Consider the following 20806-nt stretch of genomic DNA (forward strand, 5'->3'; position numbering starts at 1 on the left):
TCTTGGCACTGTCGAAACCGTGCTCGACGACGATATCGACCGCGGCGTCGGCGGCGGCATGCGCGAGCGCCGACTCGCAGGCGAGATCCGACACGAGGGCCTGCACGGCCTGGAACTTCCCGAGCGGACGACCGAACTGCACCCGCGCCGTGGTGTGTTCGACGACGAGTTCGAGGATCCGATCCATCGCACCGGCCGACGCCAGCGCTCGCGCCAGGGCGCCGCGGTAACGGAACTGCTCCACGACCGACGCGGGCACCTCGCTGCCGTCGAATGCAGACGTGTCCACCCGGATGTGGTCGCGTGGTTCCGACGCCAGGTTGACTGCCTCGGTGAGTTCCACGTCCGTGCGGGGCACGTCGGCGACCCGCCACGTGCCGTCGGCGGCGTTCCACAGCAGGACGATCGAATCGGCGTCGCGGGCCCACGGAACGTGCCGTGCGCTGCCGTCTGCGTCGAGACGGGCCGCGGTGCGCACACCGTCGCCGGCGTCGAGGCCGGCCTGTTCGAGCAGCCACCCGGCGAGGAGGTCGTTCTCGGCCACCGGCACCGCAGCTGCGGAGGCGCCCGTCGCGGTGAGGAGCAGCGCGGCTTCGGTCCAGCCCGCGCCGCTGCCGCCGGCGGCCTCGTCGCCGGTGAGCCGATCGAGACCGAGTTCCTTCAGGGTCGACCACAGCGGGCGGTCGAGCTCGATGACCGCACCGATGCGGTGATCGTCGCCGATGGTGAATACGTCGGAAAGCATCTGCGCGAAGTCGCGCAATTCGGGTGACTGTGTCATCGAAGTCCCAATCCTCGTGCGATGACCCCACGCAGGATCTCGCTGGTTCCGCCGCGCAGCGTGAAGCCGGGACGTTGCATGACGCCCGCCCGGATCAGTTGCGCGAGATGATCGTCGGAGGAGACGTAGCCGGCCGTCTCGTCCGCCAGGTCGGCGAGGTCGCCTTCGAGCTGAGTGCCGAGCACCTTCACCACGGACGCCGCGAGTTCGGCGTTCTCGCCGCGGCCGAGGGACTCGGATACGGCAGACGACATGCGGTGCAACCCGACCACGCGGCCGATCGTCGCGCCGATACGGGTGTCCGGTTCGGCGGTCCCGGCCGCAACCCCGCGAACCATGCCTTCGAGGACACCGAAGGTCGACAGGAAGCGCTCCGGGCCACTGCGCTCGAACCCGAGTTCGCTCGTCACCTGCTCCCAGCCGGAACCGATGCTGCCGAGAACCAGCTCGTCGGGGACGAACACGTCGTCGAGGATGACCTCGTTGAAGTGGTGGACGCCGGGCGAGTCGAGCAGCACGATGAACTGGCTGAGCCCGTCGTGGCGATGTGCCGGATCGAGGGGCGCGGAGCGCGCCAGCCCGAAGAACGCGTCGGCGTGGTGGGCTCCCGAGGTCCACAGTTTGGTGCCGGTGATATTCCAGCCGCCGTCGACCTGCACTGCCCGCGTCTTCACGCTTGCCAGGTCCGAACCGGACTCGGGCTCGGACATGCCGATGGCCCAGCAGATTTCACCTGCGGCGATACCCGGGAGGAACCGCTTCTTCTGCTCTTCGGTGCCGTACTTGAGCAGTGACGGCGCGGCCTGCCTGTCGGCCACCCACTGCGCCGCGACCGGGGCTCCGACGGCGAGGAGTTCTTCGGTGACGACGAACCGCTCCATGAAGGTGCGACCGTGACCGCCGTACTCGGTGGGAATGGTCATGCCCAGCCAGCCCTTGGCGGCGAGCGAGCGGGTGAAATCGCCGTTCCACTGCGTCAGCCACGTATCGATGCCGGGGGTGAAGACTCCGGCCTCGATCTGTTCCTTCAGAAATGCCCGCACCTCGGCCCGCAACTGCGCGAGCGCAGGGTCGGGCGCACCGGCAGGCGGCACCAGTCGTCTACTCATTCTTGTTCTCTCCCGTCGTTCGGGGTACGCGGTAACCCGTTCGGGCACAGCAGGTTCAGCGCCAGTTCGGCGTATCGATCGGCGATCATGTCCGGAGTGTCGGGTCCGGCAGGGTCGTACCAGTTCGCGATGGCGGACACCATCGCGAGAATCGAGCGGCGGCAGTCGTCGGGATATTTGGTGGTGAACAATCCCGCCGCGACACCCGCCTCGACGATGTCGCGCATCCGGCTGCGGCCCACGCGTCGCCGTTCTTCGTACAAGCGCGCTCCCTCGGGTTCGAGGTTGCGCACTTCCGTCGCGATCAGGCGGCCCTGGTCCGGGAACTGGGTGCGGAACTTGACGTTTCCCCGAACGAACGCGCAGAGCTGTTCGACCGGGTCGTCGCCTGCCCGGGCCAGTTCGGCATCGCACACCGCGTCGTAGGTGTCGACGCCGTCCATGAGGATCGCCAGCAACAGATCCTGCTTGTTCTTGTAGTGGTAGTAGAGCGCGGACAGGCTCACGCCGGCCTCCTGCGCGATGGTGCGGATCGATGAGGATCCGTATCCGTTGCGCACGAACTCCTTGCGGCCGGTCTCGATGAATACGCGTTGCTTCGGGGAAGGAACTCTCATCGTGTCGCTCCCGCGTCGGCGTATCCGGCGATCAGCTCGCGCAGCTGCCCCTTGACCATCTTGCCCGTGGGCGTGCGCGGCAGTGCGTCGACGAACCGGACGTACCGTGGGCATTTGAAGCGCGACAACCGTTCCTGGCAGAACGCGATGATGTCGCGTTCGGTCTCCTCGCTGCCGGTTTCACCGGCGGCAAGCTGCACGAACGCCTCGACCCGTTCGCCACGATCGTCGTCGGGGACACCGACCACGGCGACATCGGCGACGAGTGGGTGCAGCGTGAGGACGTTCTCGATCTCCTGCGGATAGATGTTGACTCCACCCGAGATGATCGTGAATTTGTCCCTGCCGGTGAGGAACAGGTAGCCCTCGTCGTCGAGATAGCCGAGATCGCCGGTGGTGAACCAGTTCTCCTCGAACGGATGCCGGGTGGACGCCGTCTTGTCGGGGTCCTTGTGGTACTCGAACGAGAAGTCCGGGCGTTCGAAATACACGGTGCCGATTTCGCCGGCCGGGAGACGCCGTCCGCTGCTGTCGCAGATGCGTGCCAGCCCGAGGGTGCCCGGCCCGCCCGTCTTCCCGACGGTGCCCGGTTTGCCGAGCCATTCCTGCGGGGTGACGTGGGTGTTGCCGATCGCCTCGGTCGCCGAGTAGTACTCGTACACGATTTCGCCCCACCAGCGCATCAGTTCCTGTTTGACCTCGACCGGACAGGGCGCCGCCGAGTGCACGGCGCACTTCATCGACGACAGGTCGTACCGCTCACGCACCTCGCGGGGCAGCTTCAGCAGCCGCACGAAATGCGTGGGAACCCACTGGGTATGGGTGACCCGGTACCGCTCGATGTATTCGAGGCTGCGCTCGGGATCGAACCGGTCCATGAGCACGACGGTGCCGCCGAGGGCCTGCGTCGAGGCCGAGTAGCGCAGCGGCGCCGCATGATAGATCGGTGCGGGCGAAAGATACACCGACGTCTCGTCGAACCCGAACTGCCGCACCTGCTTCAGCAGCGGCGATCCCGGCTCGTCACCGACCTGCGCCCCGGTGAGAGCGGGCTTGATGCCCTTGGGCCGGCCGGTGGTGCCGGACGAGTACAGCATGTCGCTGCCGCGAGGCTGATCGGCCGGAGGTGTGACGGGCAGATCCGCTACCTCGTCCTCGTAGTGCAGGTGGCCCGGAACCGGGCCTCCGAACGCGAGGCGGTGGATCACGTTCGGGGTGAGGGGCACGATCTCCTCGGCGAGCTCGGCGAGCTGCGCCGCCACCACGAGGACCTTCGCGTCGCAGTCGTCGACGATGTATGCCGCTTCGGCAGGCGCGAGGTGCGTGTTGACGAGCGTGATGTACACGCCCGACCGCATTGCCCCCCAGTAGAGTTCGAATACCGTGGCGTCGTTGACGGTGATGACCGCGATGTGGTCGCCGACGCCGACGCCGTGGGCACGCAGCCAGTGCGCTAACCGGACCGACGCGTCCTCGAGCTGCCGATAGGTCAGGGTCCGTCCGCTCGTGGCCTCGTACACGGCGGGCCGGTCGGGGTCCGTGGCGGCGTAGCGGCCGGGATACATCGTTACAGCCCCAGATCCTTGGAGATGATCGTCTTCATGACCTCGCTGGTGCCGCCGTAGATGCGCGACACGCGGGAGTCGGCGTAGAGCCGGGCGATGGGGTATTCGGTGATGTACCCGTATCCGCCGTGCAGCTGCAGGCACTTGTCGATGACGCGGGCGGCCATCTCGGTGCAGAACAGCTTGGCGCGTGCGGCATCGGCGACCGTCAGTTCCTTGCGGTCGAGCAGTTCGAGGCAGTGGTCGGCGTAGACGCGTGCGGCCTGGGTTTCGGCGGAGCATTCGGCAAGGACGAACTTGGTGTTCTGGAAGGCCGCGACCGGCTTGCCGAACACCTTGCGGTCCTTGGTGTATGCGATCGCGTGCGCGATCGCCGCCTCGGCGAAACCGACCTGGTTGAGCGCGATGCTCAGGCGCTCCTGCGGAAGGTTGTGGGTCAGGTAACCGAAGCCCGCGCCCTCCTCACCGAGCAGGTTCTCGACCGGGACCTTGACGTCGTCGTAGGACAGCTCCGCGGTGTCCTGCTGGTGCAGGCCGATCTTGTCGAGCTTGCGGCCGACGGAGAATCCCTCGGTGTCGGTGGGTACCGCGATGATCGACAGGCCCCCGCGACGGTTCTCGGGATCGAACGGCGCGGTGCGGCAGACGGTCAGGATCAGGTCGGCGGTCACGCCACCGGTGATGAAGGTCTTGGCACCGTTGACGAGGTAGTGCGAGCCGTCGGCCGACAGTTTGGCGGTGGTGGCGATGTTCGCGAGGTCCGAACCGGTGCCCGGCTCGGTCATGGCGATGGCGGTCATGATCGAGCCGTCGGCGAAGCCCGGCAGCCAGCGCTTCTTCTGCTCCTCGGTGCCGTATTCGAGCAGGTAGGGCAGGATCAGGCACGTGTGAACCGTGTACGAGCCGAACGAGACCCCGGCGCGGGCCACTTCTTCGAAGACGATCGCGTTGTAGACGAAACTCGATTCGCCGCCGCCGCCGAACTCCTCGGGTACCTGGATGCCGAGGATGCCCAGTTCACCGAGGCGCTCGAAGAATTCCCGCGGGGGCCGGCCGGCCTCGTCCCATTCTTCGCGATGGGGAACGACCTCGCGTTCGATGAAGTCGCGCAACATCTTACGGAACTGGTCGTGGTCTTCGGTGAGTATCGTGCGCTTCATGGCGGTCGTCTTCCTTCGAATGTTCGGTGGGGCGGTGCCCGCAGTGCGGTGTGTCAGTTGCCGGAGAAGTTTCCGGTGCGGCGCTCGAGAAATGCGGTCAGCGCCTCGCTGTGGTCCTCGGTGTGGTGCGACAGCGCCTGGAAGGATGCGGAGAGCTCGAGGATGGTGTCGAGGTCCACGCGCTGGCCTTCGCGGAGCAGCTTCTTCGTCATGCGCAGCGCGTGCGGAGGATTGACCGCGACGCGGTCGGCGAGCGCGCGGGCCGTGTCGAGCAGGTTCTCCGGTTCGACGACCTGCGACACCATCCCCCAGTCGAGTGCGGTCGCGGCGTCGACGCGGTCGCCGGTGAAGGCCATCTCGGCGGCGCGGGCGGCACCGATCGCGCGGGGCAGCAGCCAGGCCCCACCGTCACCGGGAATGATGCCGAGCTTGACGAAGCTCTCGGCGAAGAAGGCGGTGGTCGACGCGACCCGCATGTCACACATCATCGCGAGGTCGCAGCCCGCACCGACGGCGGGACCGTTGACTGCGGCGATGATCGGCACCTCGCAGTGGTAGATCGCCTTGGGCAGCCGCTGGATGCCGCGCCGGTAGCCGTCGCGAAGCGCGTACGGCGCACCACCGAACATGCCCTTGCGGTCGGCCATGTCCTTGACGTTGCCGCCGGCGGAGAACGCAGTGCCGGCACCGGTGAGGATGACGACGCGCGTCTCCGGATCGTTGTTCGCCTCGTCCACGAGCTCGACCAGCCGGTCGACGACCTCGTCACCGGAGATCGGGTTGCGTGCCTCCGGGAGATTGACCGTCCACGTCACGATGTTTCCGTCGCGTTCGCTGAGTACGACGTCCTGCGCTGCTCCCATGAGGTCGCGGTCCTTCCGTAGCGTGTGGTTCGCACCATAGTTTGGTCGAACGATCGTTAAACTACGGGGTGCGCACGGAACTGTAAAGACATTCGCGGGATCCCGCTCAGTCGGGCAGGCTCACGCCCGATTCGGCAATTCTTATGGCTACCTCGTCGGGGAACACGTTGCGGAAGACGAACGGGTCCCGTCCCAGCACCCATCCGGGTGCGAGCGCGGTCGCGTAACGCTCGAAATAGCCGAGTTGCTTGCCGAACAGCACCAGTTCTTCAGGGCTCGTCGCGTTCCACTTCCGTCCCAGCGACACGAGCGCGTAGATCAGCTCGCTGAGCCGCAACTCCCCCACGTCACTGCCGAGCAGCGGGGCGAACGTCGCGGCGATCTGACGGCCGACCTCGGCATCGTCGAGGTCGAGATTCGCGGCCACCCCCAGCTCCCGGACGACGCCCGCAACAGAGGCGAAATCACCGTCGAGCAGCGCGGCCCGGAACAAACCGCGCAGCAGCGACCGCCACCTCTCCGGAAGTTCACCGACGATCCCGAAGTCCAGCATGGCCACGCGGCCGTCGTCGAGCAACCACAGGTTGCCCGCGTGAACGTCGCCGTGGAACGGGCCGTGAACGAGCACCGCCTCGATCCACACCTTCACCCCTCGGCGCACCAGAAGCGTGGTGTCGAGGCCGTCGTGTCCGGGGGTCACCCGGTCGATCGGCTTGCCGTACAGCCGCTCCATGCAGATCACTCGGGGACCACACCAGTTCCAGAACACTTCGGGAACGGCGACGAACCGGTTGTCCCCGAACGCGCCGATGTTGCGGCGGAACCTGTCCTGCCGGTCGGCTTCGACGGCGGCGTTGAGCTCGGTCATCGTCGCGTTGTAGAGATCGCGGATGATGGCCGGGGTGTTCGCGATCCGGAAGAACTCGAACACCTGCAGCAACTTCGCCCCCATGTACGCCGCCCGGAGGTCGACGAGCATCCGACGAGCGATTCCCGGTCTCTGCACCTTGACGACCGCATGGCGCCCGTCGCGGAGGACGCACCCGTGCACCTGGGCAACCGACGCCGCTGCGAGCGGAACGTCGTCGAAGGAACGGAACATCTCGCCGATCGGATGGCCGAGGTCGGCCTCGATCACCGCGCGCGCCTGTTCCGCCGGAAACGTCGGGACGTCGTCGAGCATGCGCAGGCACGCCTCGGCGAGTGGAGCCGGAAACAGCCCGGACGACGACGCGATGAGCTGACCGAGCTTCACGAACGTCGGACCGAGGTGCTCGAAGGCGTCGACGGTGCCATGAGCGGCCGCGTCGACCAGACGGCGCTGCTGCGGCCGGAAGATCCACCGCACCACCCCCCACGTCACGAAAGCCACGAGGACGACGGCGACGACGACGGCGCGTCCGAGCTCGGCGACACCGAAGCGATCCAGTCGGGGCGTCCCGACCGCCAGCGCCGCCGGTGGCGGGCCGTACGAGAACGGCCCCACCGGACCGGTGTCCTCCGAGTCTCCCGACGTGTCCTCGCGCAGCGTGTCCTCGTGCAAGGCAAGGCCCCCGAATCCGTTCACGACGCGCCCACCACGGCGCAGCTTCGTGCACGGTACCCGCCGTGGCGTGCCCGATCGAGCCCCCGTCGCACGGGCCCCACCCGACACATCACTCGGGCCCACCGACCCCCCGGCGCAACCCACTGTGCAACTTCCGGGGACTGTTCACTGTCGGACCCCCCGACTACGCTCTGACAGGTAGTTCGTACGGGCGGGTTACCGAATACGGGGTGGAACCATGACCGAACAGCTTCTGGACAATCAACTTCCGGGCAGTGCAGGTATCGGGGGTGAGCAGGCCGAGTTCATGGGCCTGGCCGAACCGTTCCGGCGCGAACTGCTCGCACACTGCTATCGCATGAGCGGCTCGATCCACGACGCCGAAGACCTCGTGCAGGAAACCTACCTGCGCGCGTGGCGGGGATACGAGAATTTCGGGGGCAGGTCGTCGCTTCGGACGTGGCTGCACCGCATCGCAACCAACGTGTGCCTGACCGCGCTCGAAGGGCGCAACCGCAGACCGCTGCCCACGGGGCTGGGAGCACCGAGTTCGGATCCGACCGACGACCTCGTCGTACGGCGCGAGGTCCCCTGGCTCGAACCCATCCCCGGCGCGTTCACCGACGACGGGCACACCGACGACCCGACGGACCCGGCCGCAATTGTCGTGTCCCGCGACGCGATTCGGCTGGCGTTCATCGCCGCACTACAGCACCTGTCCGCGCGCCAACGCGCCGTACTACTGTTGCGCGACGTATTGCAATGGCGCGCAACGGAGGTGGCGAAGGCCCTCAATACATCGACTGCTGCGGTCAACAGTTTGCTGCAACGCGCCCGGGCGCAACTACGCGATGCTCGGGTCACGAGCGACGATCTCGCCGAACCCGACAGTTCGGAAACACGGGCCCTCGTCCAGCGGTGGGTGGAGGGGTTCGAGAAGTACGACATCGACTCACTCGTCGAGATGCTCACCGAGGACGCGATCTGGGAGATGCCGCCTTTCGACGGCTGGTATCAGGGTGCCGGCACGATCGTGACACTGATCAAGGTCAATTGCCCGGCGAAGGGGCCGGGCGACCAGATTCTGTTACCGACCGTCGCGAACGGACAGCCCGCACTCGGTCTCTACATGAGGGGCGACGACGGGCAGCATCACCCGTTTCAGCTCCAGGTCCTCGACATCGTCGAGGGTCGGGTCGTGCACGTGACCGCGTTTTTCGACGACGACCTTCCCGCGCTGTTCGCGCGCTTCGGGCTACCGGAAGATCCGGCAACCCGAAGCTGAGCGGGAAAGACCCCGACCTTTCGGTCGGCGTGGGATTCAGGCCTGCGTAGCGGCCTCGCTCTCGGGTGCCCACTGCTTCGCGGCGGCCGCGACATCCATCCACATCACTTCCCACACGTGATTGTCGAGATCCCGGAACGCGCGGGTGTGCGAGAACTCGCCCATCTCCTCTTGCGCCTTCTTCGAGCCGGCGGTCACCCATTCGGTGCCGCCGGCGGTGATCGCGTCGTCGACCAGCCGGTCGACGGCATCACGACTGTCCGCCGAGACACACAGCAACACCTCGCGCGCGGAGCTCGTGTCGCAGATCTCGTCGTTGATGAAGTCTTGGAAACGCGGCTTTTCGAGCAGCATCACGAAGGTCTGCTCGTTGATTTCGAGGCACGCGGTGTTCTCGTCGCAGAACATCTCGTTGAAGGTGAATCCGAGTCGGTCGAAGAACACCCGGGTGGCGGTGATGTCCTCGACGGGCAGGTTGGCGAACAACATGCGGGACATATTTTCTCCTTCTGGTTACCGATCGGGCCGTGTACCGATCCGGTCGAAAGCGTTCGCAGAAGACAGACACCGCGCCGGGGCAAAACTCATCGCGGCCCGGATTCGAAGGCCCCCGGCAACCCGAGCCGAGCGGGCTGATAGAGAAGTAGGCATGACCACCGAAGCGTTGTCCTTCCCGCTCGACCGACCCACCCGGTTCACCGGCATCGAAGTTTCGGTCTCCGGCCCCGAGTCGTTGTCGCTGAGACAGGCCGTCGGGCCGCGCTTCCACGATCATCGCGGTCACACCACGATCGGTTCGATCGGTGTACTGACCGACCTCGCTGTGGGCACCCCCGTCGGGCTCGCCCGGTTCAACCGGACCGGTGTACGGCAGCAGGCCGTGATTGCGCAGCTCACTGCGTCCACCGCGCACCACCTTCCCACCACGGGCGTTGTCGCCGGTGTCGGGCGGGGCCTCCACTTCGACGAAACCGCCGGTCTCGCGAGTGCCGAGATCCACGACGACGAAGGAAACCTCGTCGTCCATCTGATCGGCCGCACGATAGCCGTGGGCCGCGGCGCGGTGGAACTCGTCTCCGACGACACCCACCCGGGCAGTGCCGCGGAAGTTGCGCCGGAGCCGTCCGCGGAACCGGGCGTTCTTGCCGAGCTGTCCGGACTCGACGTTGTCGCCGGCATCGCTGCGGGCTCCGTCCCGCGTGGCCCGCTGGCCGGGATGCTCGGCCTGGAGGTGCGCAGTGTGGAACGAGGCACCGTTCGCGCCGATCTCACGCCGAGTGGGTGGATGGCCAATCCACTCGGCTCGGTACAGGGCGGCGTGCTCGTCTCCATCGCCGATGCCGTGACCGGACTGGCCGTACAAACCCTCACCGACATCGGTCAGCAGTACCGGGTCCTGCAACTCTCCGTCGACTACCTGCGCTCCCCCGCCGTTCCGGGGCCGGTGGTCCATGTGCAGTCCGACGTGGTGCGCGCGGGCCGACGACTCGCCTCGCTCGAAACCGTGCTCACCGGCCCCGACGGCACCGTGTACGTCCGAGCGCACGCCAACGCGCAACTCCTCCCCGCCGGGTAGCCCGCAGACGACTCGATTCCGTTCTACCCGGACGAGGTGATCGCGGACGGGTGTCTACAGCGACAGATCGACTCCGGAACGGTCCTTGATCGCCCGGGTCGCAGCGAAGGAGATCACTGCCAGAACCCCGAGGTATATCCCGATCGCAGTGGTCGTTCCGGTCCAGGTGAGCAGCCACTGCGACACGGTCGGCACGAAGGCTCCACCGAGGATCGCTCCGATCGCGTACGCGATCGAGGCACCGCTGTATCGCACTGCAGCCGGGAACATCTCGGCGAACAAGGCCGGCTGGGGTCCGTACGACAGACCCAGTCCCACGGCGAAGACGATCAGGGCGACATAGATCCATGCGAGGCTTCCGGTGTCGACCATGAAGAAGAACGGGACTGCGAACAGCGCCAGCAGAGCATTGCCGACATTCATCACCCGCGTACGGCCGGCGGTATCGGACCATGCCGCTCCGATCAGGGTGAACGCGCCCCACACCACAGCGCTGGCCAGCGTGGCGATCAGCAGTTCGGTGCGGCCCAGGCCGAAGGTCTTCGACGCGTACGCCACGAGGAACCCGCCGATGACCATGTAACCGTTGCCGTTGGTGCCGATGAAGGACAGCGCCGCAAGTATCACCTGTCTGGGGTGACGACGCAGCAGTGCACGAACAGGGGCATGGCTGCGCTGCTTACGTTCGGACAGTTCGACGAACACGGGGCTCTCTTCCACGCGCCGGCGGATGTAGAAGCCGATCACGATGAGCAGGATGCTGACGAGAAACGGTAAGCGCCAACCCCACTCGCGAAATTGCTCGTCGGTGGTCGTCACCGTGCACAAGGTCAGCGTGGCGGTGGCCAAGAGCATGCCGAGCGGAACACCCATCTGGGTCGAGGCACCGAAGATGCCGCGCCGAGTGGGCGGAGCGTGTTCGACCGACATCAGTGCCGCACCACCCCATTCGCCGCCGGTGGAAAAGCCCTGCACGATACGCAGGACGATCAGCGCGATCGGTGCCCAGACGCCGATGCTGGCGTATGTGGGCAGCAGACCGATGCCGACGGTGGCGATTCCCATCATCGCCAGAGTGGCCACGAGTACCGCCTTACGGCCGATCAGATCGCCGAAGTAGCCGGCCAGGACGGCGCCGAGGGGACGGAAGACGAAGCTGATGCCCACGGTGACGTAGGCGACGAGCTGGCCGGCGCCGCCCATCGGGGCGAAGAAGAGGTCCGCGAAGATGAGCGCGGCCGCTTGGGCATAGATGAAGAAGTCGTACCACTCGACGGTGGTGCCGACCGTGCTGGCGAACGCTGCCCGCTTGTAGTCGCGGCGCACCGTCACCGCCGAGGTGGAAGGGGCAAGGGTATGGGTGTGCATCGGTGTGTCGTCTCCAACCGAAGGGTGGGGTCGCCACAGCTGTAACGACCCGAAATGAATCACCGACCGAGTATCCGGCGGCGGAAGAAGGCCCGGACCGTCACCACGCGATTGCAGAAATGCCGAATATCTTGCAACCCAATCGATTCGGAATTTCACTCGACGCGATGCGGACACAGGAACCGGCCCGAAGTGGGCGGGGGATCAACGCGGGGTGATGACGCGACTGTCACCGCGGAATTCGGCAATGACGGCGCCGGCGGAGTCGGTGACCGTCACATCGTAGATGCCGTTGCGCCCGGATCGGGAACGTTCGACCGCGACGGCAGTGAGGGTGTCACCGAGTCGGGTCGGGCGCAGGTAGCGGATGTCGGCGCGGGCGCCGACGGCAGGCAGGTCGTAGCTGTTGCACGCCAGGGCGAACGCGGTGTCTGCCAGCAGGAAAACATATCCGCCGTGAGTAATTCCATGACCGTTGACCATGGTCTCGGTCACGGCCAGCGATGCGGTGGCACGGCCCTGTTCGAGTTCGAGCACCTCGATGCCCAACGCCCGGGAAGCGGTATCGGCGGCGAACATCTCCCGAGCGACGCGGCACGGGTCATGGTCGACGGTGGTCATGGCACGCTCCTGGGATCGAGTACGGCGACCACAGGGTGCGAGACACCCTGCGGCCGGCGTAGACAGTTCGTCGTATGTCGTTCAACGCGTGACAGTTTCGGGATGCTCGGTATACATCGTCACTCCACCGGTGGCGAAGTTGCGGACGTCGCGACCGGCAGCCCTCATCTCGTCCGAAGCAAGCGCACGCCGAAGATGCTGCTCGGTGTCGAACCGGAGATGCGCGACCGCGTAGTAGGGCGGTTCCGCGCTGTCCAGTGAAGCGCACTTGCCCCACGTGAAACCGGACAGGCCCGGGACCTCGGCGGCCAGAGGGATGTGGACGGTGCGGTAGTACTCGTCGAATGCCGCCGAGTCTGCGGGTGTGCCGTAGCACACGACGATCTGGTGGGTCATCGCTGTTCTCCGCTCGACTTGGCGACGAGGGTGAGGACGTCGTAGGTCGCCACCGCGTCCCCGTTCTGGTTGCTCACCACGGCATCCCAGCGGACTTCACCGTAGTCGGCGCTGTTGCGAGGGGTGATCTGTTTCGCGGTCAGGGTGACCGTCAACTCGTCCTCCGCCTTCACCGGTGTGAGGAATCGCAGGTGGTCGACGCCGAAGTTCGCGAGCACCGGCCCGGGCGCGGGATCGACGAACAGGCCGGCTGCCAGTGACACCACGAGGTATCCGTGGGCGACGATGCCACCGAAGAGCGGATTGGCCGCCGCGGCCTCGGCGTCGGTGTGCGCATAGAAGGTGTCACCGGTGAACTCGGCGAAATGCTCGATGTCGGCGATGGTGACCTTGCGTGGACCACCGACGATGGTGTCACCGAGCGTGAGTTCGGCGAGGTTCTTCCGGAACGGGTGGACCACGCCTTCGGTGCGGTCGGCCCCCGGAACCCAGCGCTGCCCCACAGCGGTGAGAACGTTGGGGGTGCCCTGGACCGCGGTGCGCTGCATATGGTGCAGGACGCCGCGAATGCCGCCGAGTTCCTCACCGCCACCGGCGCGACCGGGACCCCCGTGGACCAGCACCGGCAGCGGAGACCCGTGGCCGGTTGACTCGCGGGCGTTGTCACGGTTGAGCACGAGAACACGACCGTGGTACGGGGCCAGGCCGAGGACGATCTCACGGGCGATGGCGGTGTCGCCGGTGACCAGCGACGCCACCAGGCTTCCCTTGCCCCGCGCGACGAGTTCGATGACATCGGCGTTGTCCCGATAGCCGATGATGGTGCTCACCGGGCCGAACGCTTCGACCTCGTGCGGTTCGTGGGCGTCGCGGTCGTCGCAGCACAGCAGGATCGGGGACAGGAAGGCGCCAGTGGATGCATCCGCGCCTACCACCTCCACCCTGTCCGGGTCGCCGTGAACGATGCGGGCGCTCTTGGTCAGTGCACGCAAGGACTCGAGGACCTCGTTGCGCTGGTCGATGCCTGCCAGGGCGCCCATGGTCACGCCCTCGACGCCCGGGGCACCCACGACGACCTTGTCGAGGCGGGCGCCGGCGGCGGCGATGACGTCGTCGACCAGCGACTCCGGAACGAAGGCACGGCGGATCGCGGTGCATTTCTGACCGGCCTTGACGGTCATCTCCGTAACCAGTTGCTTGACGAAGAGGGCGAATTCTTCGCTGTCCGGGGTGACGTCCGTGCCGAGAATGGACGCGTTGAGCGAATCGGCCTCGGCGTTGAAATGGACCCCGGCCCCCACCACGTTCGGGTGCGCGCGCAGCGTTGCCGCGGTTTCGGCGGAACCGGTGAATGCCACCGAGTCCTGGCCGCCGAGGTGGTCGAGAACCCCCCGGGCGCTGCCGCAGAGCAACTGCACCGATCCCTCGGGCAGCAGGCCCGACTCGATGATGCGACGGAACACCAACTCGGTGAGGTACGCGGACTGACTGGCCGGCTTGACGATCGAGGGCACGCCGGCGATGAACGCCGGGGCAAGCTTTTCGAGGAAGCCCCACACCGGGAAGTTGAAGGCGTTGATCTGCACGGCCACGCCGCGGCGTGAGGTGTAGATGTGCTGGCCCAGGAAGGTGCCCTTCTTGCCGAGCTGTTCGAGATCGCCGTCGAGGCAGACGGTGTCGTTGGGCAGTTCACGCCGGGCCTTGCTCGCGTAGCTGAGCAATGTGCCGAAGCCGCCGTCGATGTCGACGGCCGAGTCGCGCGGGGTCGCCCCTGTAGCAGCGGAGAGCGCGTAGAACTCGTCCTTGCCCGCCATCAGGGTCAGCGCAAGCGCCTTGAGTGCCGCGGCGCGTTCGTGGAAGGTCAGTTTCGCCAGAGCCGGCCCTCCCACCGAGCGGGCGTAGTCGATCATGCCCGGCACGTCCACGCCGGTCGACGAAATTCGAGCGACTTCGTGGCTGTCCACGGCGCTGAGCAACGGGGTGCCCTCGTCGGGCGCGGTGTGCCAGCGCCCCTGTACATAGCTCTGAAGCAAAGTGCTCACGGTATCTCCATATCACCGGACGTTCGGTCAGTAATTACCATCCGTGAGCGCCGCCACTCTGTCAAGGGGACAATCGCGATCGGCTCCGAACGGAACCGACCTCAGGAACCCCGCAGGCCTTGGAAGACGATGGCGACGACCGTGTCGGCGAGGTTGTCGGCGTCACCGTCGGCGCGGGGGCGATACCACTCGACGATGGAGTTCACCATGCCGAACGTCAGCCTGCTGACCAGGGCCGGATCGACGCCGGGAGGCAGATCGCCCTCCTCGGCGGCCGCCAGGGCGAGCCCGTTGACGAACGCGTCGAGCTCGCGGCGGCGCGCCAGTGCGCGCCGTTCCATCTGGGTGTTGCCGCGCACGCGAAGCAGCAGCGTGACATAGGGCAGCTCCGCGACCAGGACTTCGACACCGCGACGGACCAGGTACTCGAGCCGGTCGATGTACGGTCCGGTGACGGCGCCTTCTTCGGTGGTCGCGGCGAAGAGTGCGTTGAGTGCGCGGGAAAGCGCGAGTTCGAGCAGTTCGGCCTTACCGGAGACATGGTGGTAGATCGCCGACTTGGAAATGCCCAGGCGCTGGGAGAGCACTTCCATGCTGGTGCCGTCGTAGCCTTTTTCGTTGAACACTTTCACGGCGACCGCCAGTAGCGAGTCGAGGTCGTATCCGGGCCTGCCCGGGCGTCCCGTCCGGTGTACTACTCGCGCCGATGTCATGGCTTCATCTTGTCCTATCCGCCCGATGTCATGTCAAAAAAACTGGATCAGAGCTTGTTACCGACCGAATATTCGGTTATAAATTCACTGTAGTCCAGACAAGGAGCACAGGATGGCCGAAGTTTTTCTGGTCGACGGCGCACGCACGCCGCAAGGTCGCTACGGTGGCGCCTTGGCGCAGGTTCGTCCCGACGATCTCGCCGGCCTCGTCGTCGGCGAAGCGGTACGCCGCGCAGGAGTCCCCGCGGACGCGATCGACGAGGTGATCCTCGGCGCCGCCAACCAAGCCGGAGAAGACAACCGCGACGTCGCCCGCATGGCCGTGCTGCTGGCCGGCCTGCCCGACACCGTTCCGGGCTTCACGGTCAACAGACTCTGCGCCAGCGGACTTACCGCCGTTGCCCAGGCCGCAGCTCTCATCCGTAGCGGTGAGGCCGACATCGTCGTCGCCGGCGGCGTCGAGTCCATGACCCGGGCACCGTGGGTGATGGCCAAACCGGGAACCCCGTGGGCACGCCCCGGCGAGGTCGCCGACACCTCCCTGGGATGGCGATTCACCAACCCGAAATTCAGCGCAGCCGACAGGACCGTTCCGGCCGGGTCCGGACCCGACACCCGCAAAATCACCCTGCCCATGGGTGAAACGGCCGAAGAGGTCGCACTCCTCGAAGGCATCACCCGGGAAGAAAGCGACGCATTCGCCCTGCGCAGCCAGCAACGCGCGGTGGCCGCCGTCGACGCCGGCCACTTCCGCCGCGAAATCGTGCCCGTCCCCGTGAAGAACGGACTGGTGGAGGTGGACGAGACTCCTCGACGCGGCACGACTCTCGACAAGCTCGCCGCTCTGAAGCCGGTGTTCCGCAAGGACGGCATCGTCACCGCAGGCTCGTCCTCGTCGCTCGCCGACGGAGCGGCCGCGCTGGTGGTGGCCGGTGAGCAAGCAGTCGCGCGCTACGGCCTGACCGTCCGCGCACGGATCGTCGGGTCCGCCAGTGCCGGAGTACCACCGCAGATCATGGGTCTCGGGCCGGTCCCGGCGACGCAAAAGGTGCTCGACCGCGCCAATTGGTCGACCGCCGACCTCGACGCCGTCGAACTCAACGAAGCCTTCGCCGCCCAATCGCTGGGCGTACTCCGCCGGCTCAAAATCGACGAACGAATCGTCAACGCCGACGGCGGTGCCATCGCCCTCGGCCACCCCCTCGGTTGCTCGGGTGCCCGAATCCTGCTGACCCTGGTCGGCCGGATGGAACGCGAGAACGCCCGCCGGGGACTCGCCACCTTGTGTGTGGGAGTCGGCCAAGGCACCGCCATGCTCATCGAGGCACCATGACAGACTTCACCACCCTCGAACTCGACGAGCGCGACGACCGGGTGGTCGTCACCCTCGACCGCCCCGCGCAGCGCAACGCAATCACCGCCGAGATGATCGCCGAGTTGCACACCGTGTGCGCACTCCTCGAGGCCCGCCCGAAACTGCTGCTCCTCACCGGACGCGGTGACCACTTCGCCGGCGGAGCCGACATCAGGCAATTGCGAGACCGTACCCGGAACGACGCGCTCTCCGGTATCAACCGCACGTTGTTCGACCGGATCGGACGCCTACCCCTGCCGACCGTGGCCGCAGTCAACGGATTCGCACTCGGTGGTGGTGCCGAACTGGCGTACGCCTGCGACATCCGAATCGCCACCACCACAACCAAATTCGGCAATCCCGAACCCGGCCTGGGCATCATGGCCGCCGCGGGCGCAACCTATCGTCTGCCCCGGCTCGTCGGTACCTCGGTGGCCAAGCAGGTCCTGCTCGGCGGGCACATCCTCGATGCCGACACCGCGCTGCGCACCGGCCTGGTCATCGACGTCGTCGAGCCCGGCGAACACCTCGACGCGGCGCACCGGTTGCTCGATCGCATCGGGCGTTCCTCTGCGCTGGCGCTGCGCCTGACCAAAACCATCGTCGACTCTCCCGCTACCCACCCGTTCGCCGACGACATCGCCCAAGCGGTGCTGTTCGAAACCGAGGACAAGCACACCCGCATGTCTTCCTTCCTGGAGAAGAAGAAATGACCGACACACAAGCCCCGACCCGCGTCGCCGTAATCGGTGGTGGCCGCATGGGAGCCGGCATCGCCCAGGTCTTCGCCACCCTCGGCAGCGAAGTAGTCATCGCCGAGGCGGGCGACCGGGCCGCCGCCCACGAGCGAGTCGCCACCGGATTGCACCGCGCCGACGAGCGCGGCAAGATCATCGGCTCCACGCCGGACGACATCCTCGAACGAGTGACCACCGTCGCCTCACCGTCGGAGTTGCATCCCGAGACGGACCTCGTCATCGAAGCCGTGCCGGAGAACGCCACCCTCAAGGTCGAGGTTCTGATCGCGGCAGAGAAGGTCGTGCGGCCCGACGCGGTGCTCGCCAGCAATACCAGTTCCCTCTCCATCGCCGAACTGGGCAAGAACCTGGAGAATCCGGTGCGGTTCCTCGGCATGCACTTCTTCAACCCGGTTCCGGTCTCCGAACTGGTCGAGATCGTCACCGCCCCTGCGACATCCGCGGCCGTGGTCGCACGCGCGGTGTCCTGGGTGGGCCTACTCGCCAAGACGGACGTCGTCGTCAACGACTCCCCCGGTTTCGCGACCAGCCGCCTCGGCGTCTACCTCGGTCTCGAGGCGATTCGAATGCTCGAAGACGGTGTCGCCGACGCCGCTGCGATCGACCGCGCCATGGAACTGGGCTACCGCCATCCCATGGGTCCACTGCGCTCGACCGACCTGGTCGGGCTCGATGTACGTCTGGCGATCGCCGAGCACCTCGCAGCCACCATCGGACCGCGCTTCGAGCCGCCCCGGTTGTTGCGAGAGAAAGTGGCTCGCGGCGAACTCGGTCGCAAGAGCGGACACGGCTTCTTCGACTGGACCACCACCGAGACAGGAGTGCAACGATGACCACCGCGCAGATCCCCACCGTGACCGTCGACATCGACCAGGGACTGGCGACGATCAGCCTCACCCGGGCCGCCGCGTCGAATGCACTCGATGTCGCTACCAAGGAAGCCCTGCTGGCGGCGGTCCGAGCGGTCGCCGCAGACTCCGCTGTACGGGCGGTGCTCGTGACGGCGGAAGGGAAGAACTTCTGCGTCGGGCAAGACCTGGGTGAGCATGTCGATTCCCTGCGCGCCGACCCGCACACCGCGATGGACACGGTCGGTGAGCATTACAACCCACTTCTGCAGGCCGTCGCCGAGTTGTCCGTACCGGTCGTCGTGGCCATTCGCGGCGCGTGCGTCGGTGCGGGGCTCGGGTTGGCCCTGGCCGGCGACATCCGGGTTGCCGGCCGGAGTGCCAAGTTCGCGACCGCCTTCACCGGTATCGGTCTGGCCGGCGATTCGGGTTTGAGCCACACCCTCGTCCACGCGGTAGGCGCCGCCCGGGCCGCCGGACTGATGCTGCTCGGTGACCACTTCGGCGCAGCCGACGCCGCCGCGTGGGGGCTGGTGCACCGCGTGGTGGCGGACGAGGACGTCGACACTGCCTCACGCGATCTCGCTTTCCGGCTGGCCCAGGGTCCCACTCAGGCATATCGGCAGGTCAAGCAGCTTTTGCGAGCCGCATCACCGGGACTGACCGATGCCCTCGAACGCGAGCGACTCGCACAGCAGTCGCTCGCCGCCAGCGCCGACCACAGTGCCGCTGTGGAGGCATTCCTGGCCAAGTCCCGGCCGGTGTTCACCGGTCACTGACGGCCGATCCGCCGGCTCGGCAAGAAAATCCCGATCCGGCTCTTGCATGTAGGCAGTTCTCCACGCATACTAATACTGACCGAATATTCGGTAATGAAATGAGGCCATGTGACCACCGCGACAATGTCAGAGGACCTTCAGGAACTCTTCGACACCACCATCGCCGACGATCAGAGGATCGAGCCGCGCGACTGGATGCCGGAGGGCTACCGCAAGACCCTGATCCGGCAGATTGCCCAGCACGCACACTCCGAGATCATCGGAATGCAGCCGGAGGGCAACTGGATCACCCGCGCCCCGTCGCTGCGACGCAAGTCGATTCTGCTTGCCAAGGTCCAAGACGAAGCCGGACATGGCCTGTACCTGTACTCCGCCGCCGAAACCCTCGGCGCCGACCGCGCCGACCTCACCGCAAAACTGATCTCCGGCCGGCAGAAGTACTCGTCGATCTTCAACTATCCCACCCTGACCTTCGCCGACGTCGGCGTCATCGGGTGGCTCGTCGACGGCGCCGCAATCTGCAATCAGGTTCCCTTGTGCCGGAGCAGCTTCGGGCCCTACGGCCGCGCGATGATCCGGGTCTGCAAGGAGGAGTCGTTCCACCAGCGCCAGGGCTACGAACTGCTCATGACCATGATGCAGGGGACCGACGCCCAGCGAGAGATGGTCCAGGAGTCGGTCGACCGCTGGTGGTGGCCGGCGCTGATGATGTTCGGCCCACCGGACGACGAATCACCCAACACCGAACAGTCGATGAACTGGCGCATCAAACGCCACACCAACGATGAACTCCGTCAGCGATTCGTCGATATGAGCATCCCCCAGGCCGAAGCGCTCGGTGTCACCTTCCCCGACCCGAACCTCTCCTGGAACGAAGAGCGCCGGCACTACGACTTCGGCGAGCCCGACTGGAGCGAATTCCGGGCCGTCATCGAGGGCAACGGCGCCTGCAACGTCGAACGCATCACCAATCGCCGCGCCGCACACGAGAACGGCGCCTGGGTACGCGAGGCCGCAACGGTCTTCGCCGCCCGTGAACGAGAAGGCTCGCAGAAATGACAGATACGCAGCTCACAGCAGCAGACGGCCACGGCGCCGCCCCCATCGCCGGCGTGCCGGTGAACACCGAAACGGCACAGGTGAAAGCCGATTGGCCGCTGTACGAGGTATTCGTCCGCGGTAAGCGAGGCCTCAACCACGTCCACGTCGGATCCCTGCACGCCCCGGACGACACGATGGCACTGTGCCACGCCCGCGACGTCTACACCCGCCGCAACGAAGGTGTCAGTATCTGGGTCGTGCCCTCCACCGCGATGGTCGCGTCCAGCCCCTCGGAGAAGGACCCGTTCTTCGCTCCCAGCGGAGACAAGGTCTACCGCCACCCCACGTTCTACGACATCCCCGACAACATCCCCCACATGTGAG

Annotated in this window: 21 protein-coding genes; 8 read left to right on the top strand and 13 right to left on the bottom strand. The window is 66.5% G+C overall.

Annotation, left to right across the window (positions count from 1 at the left end; translation table 11 throughout):
• The 7 genes from Q8814_RS00635 to Q8814_RS00665 all read right to left on the bottom strand — a co-directional run.
• A partial coding sequence (locus tag Q8814_RS00635; RefSeq protein WP_330150059.1) for an acyl-CoA dehydrogenase family protein occupies positions 1-781 on the bottom strand: 781 nt, incomplete at its 3' end.
• The gene (locus Q8814_RS00640; RefSeq protein ID WP_330150060.1) at positions 778-1890 is read right to left on the bottom strand and encodes an acyl-CoA dehydrogenase family protein; all 1113 of its coding nucleotides are present in this window, start codon (positions 1888-1890) and stop codon (positions 778-780) included. The genes Q8814_RS00635 and Q8814_RS00640, both read right to left, overlap by 4 nt.
• Complete coding sequence (locus Q8814_RS00645) at positions 1887-2507, bottom strand: TetR/AcrR family transcriptional regulator (RefSeq protein ID WP_330150061.1); 621 nt, start codon at positions 2505-2507, stop codon at positions 1887-1889. The genes Q8814_RS00640 and Q8814_RS00645 overlap by 4 nt, the downstream gene beginning before the upstream one ends.
• A complete protein-coding gene (locus Q8814_RS00650) occupies positions 2504-4072 on the bottom strand; it encodes an acyl-CoA synthetase (protein ID WP_330150062.1) in 1569 nt (522 codons plus the stop codon). Before Q8814_RS00650 ends, Q8814_RS00645 begins: the two co-directional genes overlap by 4 nt.
• 2 nt (positions 4073-4074) lie before the next feature.
• Positions 4075-5232 (bottom strand): acyl-CoA dehydrogenase family protein, encoded by a 1158-nt coding sequence (locus Q8814_RS00655; protein WP_330150063.1) that lies wholly within the window; start codon positions 5230-5232, stop codon positions 4075-4077.
• 53 nt (positions 5233-5285) lie between these two features.
• Positions 5286-6095, bottom strand: a complete 810-nt coding sequence (locus tag Q8814_RS00660; RefSeq protein WP_330150064.1) for a crotonase/enoyl-CoA hydratase family protein — start codon at positions 6093-6095, stop codon at positions 5286-5288.
• Positions 6096-6201: 106 nt separating this feature from the next.
• The gene (locus Q8814_RS00665; protein WP_408015792.1) at positions 6202-7638 is read right to left on the bottom strand and encodes an ABC1 kinase family protein; all 1437 of its coding nucleotides are present in this window, start codon (positions 7636-7638) and stop codon (positions 6202-6204) included.
• A 241-nt stretch (positions 7639-7879) separates the two neighbouring features.
• Here Q8814_RS00665 and Q8814_RS00670 point away from each other — a divergent pair, with 241 nt between their 5' ends.
• Positions 7880-8926 carry a sigma-70 family RNA polymerase sigma factor gene (locus Q8814_RS00670; RefSeq protein WP_330150065.1) on the top strand — a complete coding sequence of 349 codons (1047 nt, stop codon included), beginning with the start codon at positions 7880-7882 and terminating at the stop codon, positions 8924-8926.
• Between the two features lie 36 nt (positions 8927-8962).
• Here the strand turns inward: Q8814_RS00670 and Q8814_RS00675 are convergent, their stop codons facing one another.
• Entirely contained in the window at positions 8963-9424 is a 462-nt protein-coding gene (locus Q8814_RS00675) for a VOC family protein (RefSeq protein ID WP_330150066.1), read from the bottom strand.
• 151 nt (positions 9425-9575) lie between these two features.
• Here Q8814_RS00675 and Q8814_RS00680 point away from each other — a divergent pair, with 151 nt between their 5' ends.
• Entirely contained in the window at positions 9576-10502 is a 927-nt protein-coding gene (locus tag Q8814_RS00680) for a PaaI family thioesterase (protein ID WP_330150067.1), read from the top strand.
• Positions 10503-10556: 54 nt separating this feature from the next.
• Here the strand turns inward: Q8814_RS00680 and Q8814_RS00685 are convergent, their stop codons facing one another.
• The 5 genes from Q8814_RS00685 to Q8814_RS00705 all read right to left on the bottom strand — a co-directional run bounded on the left by Q8814_RS00685 (position 10557) and on the right by Q8814_RS00705 (position 15642).
• On the bottom strand, positions 10557-11870 hold the full coding sequence (locus Q8814_RS00685; protein ID WP_330150068.1) for an MFS transporter: 1314 nt from the start codon (positions 11868-11870) through the stop codon (positions 10557-10559).
• 204 nt (positions 11871-12074) lie between these two features.
• Positions 12075-12491: a hydroxyphenylacetyl-CoA thioesterase PaaI gene (gene paaI, locus Q8814_RS00690; protein WP_330150069.1), complete on the bottom strand. Its 417-nt coding sequence runs from the start codon at positions 12489-12491 to the stop codon at positions 12075-12077.
• Between the two features lie 81 nt (positions 12492-12572).
• Complete coding sequence (locus Q8814_RS00695; protein ID WP_330150070.1) at positions 12573-12887, bottom strand: EthD family reductase; 315 nt, start codon at positions 12885-12887, stop codon at positions 12573-12575.
• A complete protein-coding gene (paaZ, locus tag Q8814_RS00700; RefSeq protein ID WP_330150071.1) occupies positions 12884-14929 on the bottom strand; it encodes a phenylacetic acid degradation bifunctional protein PaaZ in 2046 nt (681 codons plus the stop codon). Before paaZ ends, Q8814_RS00695 begins: the two co-directional genes overlap by 4 nt.
• A 101-nt stretch (positions 14930-15030) precedes the next feature.
• Entirely contained in the window at positions 15031-15642 is a 612-nt protein-coding gene (locus Q8814_RS00705; RefSeq protein ID WP_330150072.1) for a TetR/AcrR family transcriptional regulator, read from the bottom strand.
• Between the two features lie 112 nt (positions 15643-15754).
• Between Q8814_RS00705 and Q8814_RS00710 the strand changes: the two genes are divergently transcribed.
• From Q8814_RS00710 to paaB, 6 genes are all read left to right on the top strand, one after another.
• A complete protein-coding gene (locus Q8814_RS00710; RefSeq protein ID WP_330150073.1) occupies positions 15755-16975 on the top strand; it encodes a thiolase family protein in 1221 nt (406 codons plus the stop codon).
• Positions 16972-17709, top strand: coding sequence for an enoyl-CoA hydratase/isomerase family protein (locus Q8814_RS00715; RefSeq protein ID WP_330150074.1), 738 nt, complete (start codon positions 16972-16974; stop codon positions 17707-17709). Before Q8814_RS00710 ends, Q8814_RS00715 begins: the two co-directional genes overlap by 4 nt.
• Entirely contained in the window at positions 17706-18587 is an 882-nt protein-coding gene (locus tag Q8814_RS00720; protein WP_330150075.1) for a 3-hydroxyacyl-CoA dehydrogenase family protein, read from the top strand. Before Q8814_RS00715 ends, Q8814_RS00720 begins: the two co-directional genes overlap by 4 nt.
• Positions 18584-19381, top strand: coding sequence for an enoyl-CoA hydratase/isomerase family protein (locus Q8814_RS00725; protein ID WP_330150076.1), 798 nt, complete (start codon positions 18584-18586; stop codon positions 19379-19381). Before Q8814_RS00720 ends, Q8814_RS00725 begins: the two co-directional genes overlap by 4 nt.
• Before the next feature lie 123 nt (positions 19382-19504).
• Positions 19505-20440 (top strand): 1,2-phenylacetyl-CoA epoxidase subunit PaaA, encoded by a 936-nt coding sequence (gene paaA / locus Q8814_RS00730; RefSeq protein WP_408015793.1) that lies wholly within the window; start codon positions 19505-19507, stop codon positions 20438-20440.
• Positions 20437-20805 (top strand): 1,2-phenylacetyl-CoA epoxidase subunit PaaB, encoded by a 369-nt coding sequence (gene paaB / locus Q8814_RS00735; RefSeq protein WP_330150078.1) that lies wholly within the window; start codon positions 20437-20439, stop codon positions 20803-20805. Before paaA ends, paaB begins: the two co-directional genes overlap by 4 nt.
• The last annotated feature ends 1 nt before the right edge of the window (position 20806 follow it).

Origin of the sequence: Rhodococcus chondri (genome assembly GCF_036327435.1) — a bacterium.
Lineage (GTDB): Bacteria > Actinomycetota > Actinomycetes > Mycobacteriales > Mycobacteriaceae > Rhodococcus > Rhodococcus chondri.

Coding starts and splice junctions, on each gene's coding strand:
- Q8814_RS00715 (WP_330150074.1), top strand. CDS start 16,972: ATGACAGACTTCACCACCCTCGAACTCGACGAGCGCGACGACCGGGTG.
- Q8814_RS00645 (WP_330150061.1), bottom strand. CDS start 2,507: ATGAGAGTTCCTTCCCCGAAGCAACGCGTATTCATCGAGACCGGCCGC.
- Q8814_RS00640 (WP_330150060.1), bottom strand. CDS start 1,890: ATGAGTAGACGACTGGTGCCGCCTGCCGGTGCGCCCGACCCTGCGCTC.
- Q8814_RS00680 (WP_330150067.1), top strand. CDS start 9,576: ATGACCACCGAAGCGTTGTCCTTCCCGCTCGACCGACCCACCCGGTTC.
- paaB (WP_330150078.1), top strand. CDS start 20,437: ATGACAGATACGCAGCTCACAGCAGCAGACGGCCACGGCGCCGCCCCC.
- Q8814_RS00675 (WP_330150066.1), bottom strand. CDS start 9,424: ATGTCCCGCATGTTGTTCGCCAACCTGCCCGTCGAGGACATCACCGCC.
- Q8814_RS00685 (WP_330150068.1), bottom strand. CDS start 11,870: ATGCACACCCATACCCTTGCCCCTTCCACCTCGGCGGTGACGGTGCGC.
- Q8814_RS00705 (WP_330150072.1), bottom strand. CDS start 15,642: ATGACATCGGCGCGAGTAGTACACCGGACGGGACGCCCGGGCAGGCCC.
- paaI (WP_330150069.1), bottom strand. CDS start 12,491: ATGACCACCGTCGACCATGACCCGTGCCGCGTCGCTCGGGAGATGTTC.
- Q8814_RS00650 (WP_330150062.1), bottom strand. CDS start 4,072: ATGTATCCCGGCCGCTACGCCGCCACGGACCCCGACCGGCCCGCCGTG.
- Q8814_RS00670 (WP_330150065.1), top strand. CDS start 7,880: ATGACCGAACAGCTTCTGGACAATCAACTTCCGGGCAGTGCAGGTATC.
- Q8814_RS00725 (WP_330150076.1), top strand. CDS start 18,584: ATGACCACCGCGCAGATCCCCACCGTGACCGTCGACATCGACCAGGGA.
- Q8814_RS00660 (WP_330150064.1), bottom strand. CDS start 6,095: ATGGGAGCAGCGCAGGACGTCGTACTCAGCGAACGCGACGGAAACATC.
- Q8814_RS00710 (WP_330150073.1), top strand. CDS start 15,755: ATGGCCGAAGTTTTTCTGGTCGACGGCGCACGCACGCCGCAAGGTCGC.
- Q8814_RS00655 (WP_330150063.1), bottom strand. CDS start 5,232: ATGAAGCGCACGATACTCACCGAAGACCACGACCAGTTCCGTAAGATG.
- Q8814_RS00720 (WP_330150075.1), top strand. CDS start 17,706: ATGACCGACACACAAGCCCCGACCCGCGTCGCCGTAATCGGTGGTGGC.
- Q8814_RS00695 (WP_330150070.1), bottom strand. CDS start 12,887: ATGACCCACCAGATCGTCGTGTGCTACGGCACACCCGCAGACTCGGCG.
- paaA (WP_408015793.1), top strand. CDS start 19,505: ATGTCAGAGGACCTTCAGGAACTCTTCGACACCACCATCGCCGACGAT.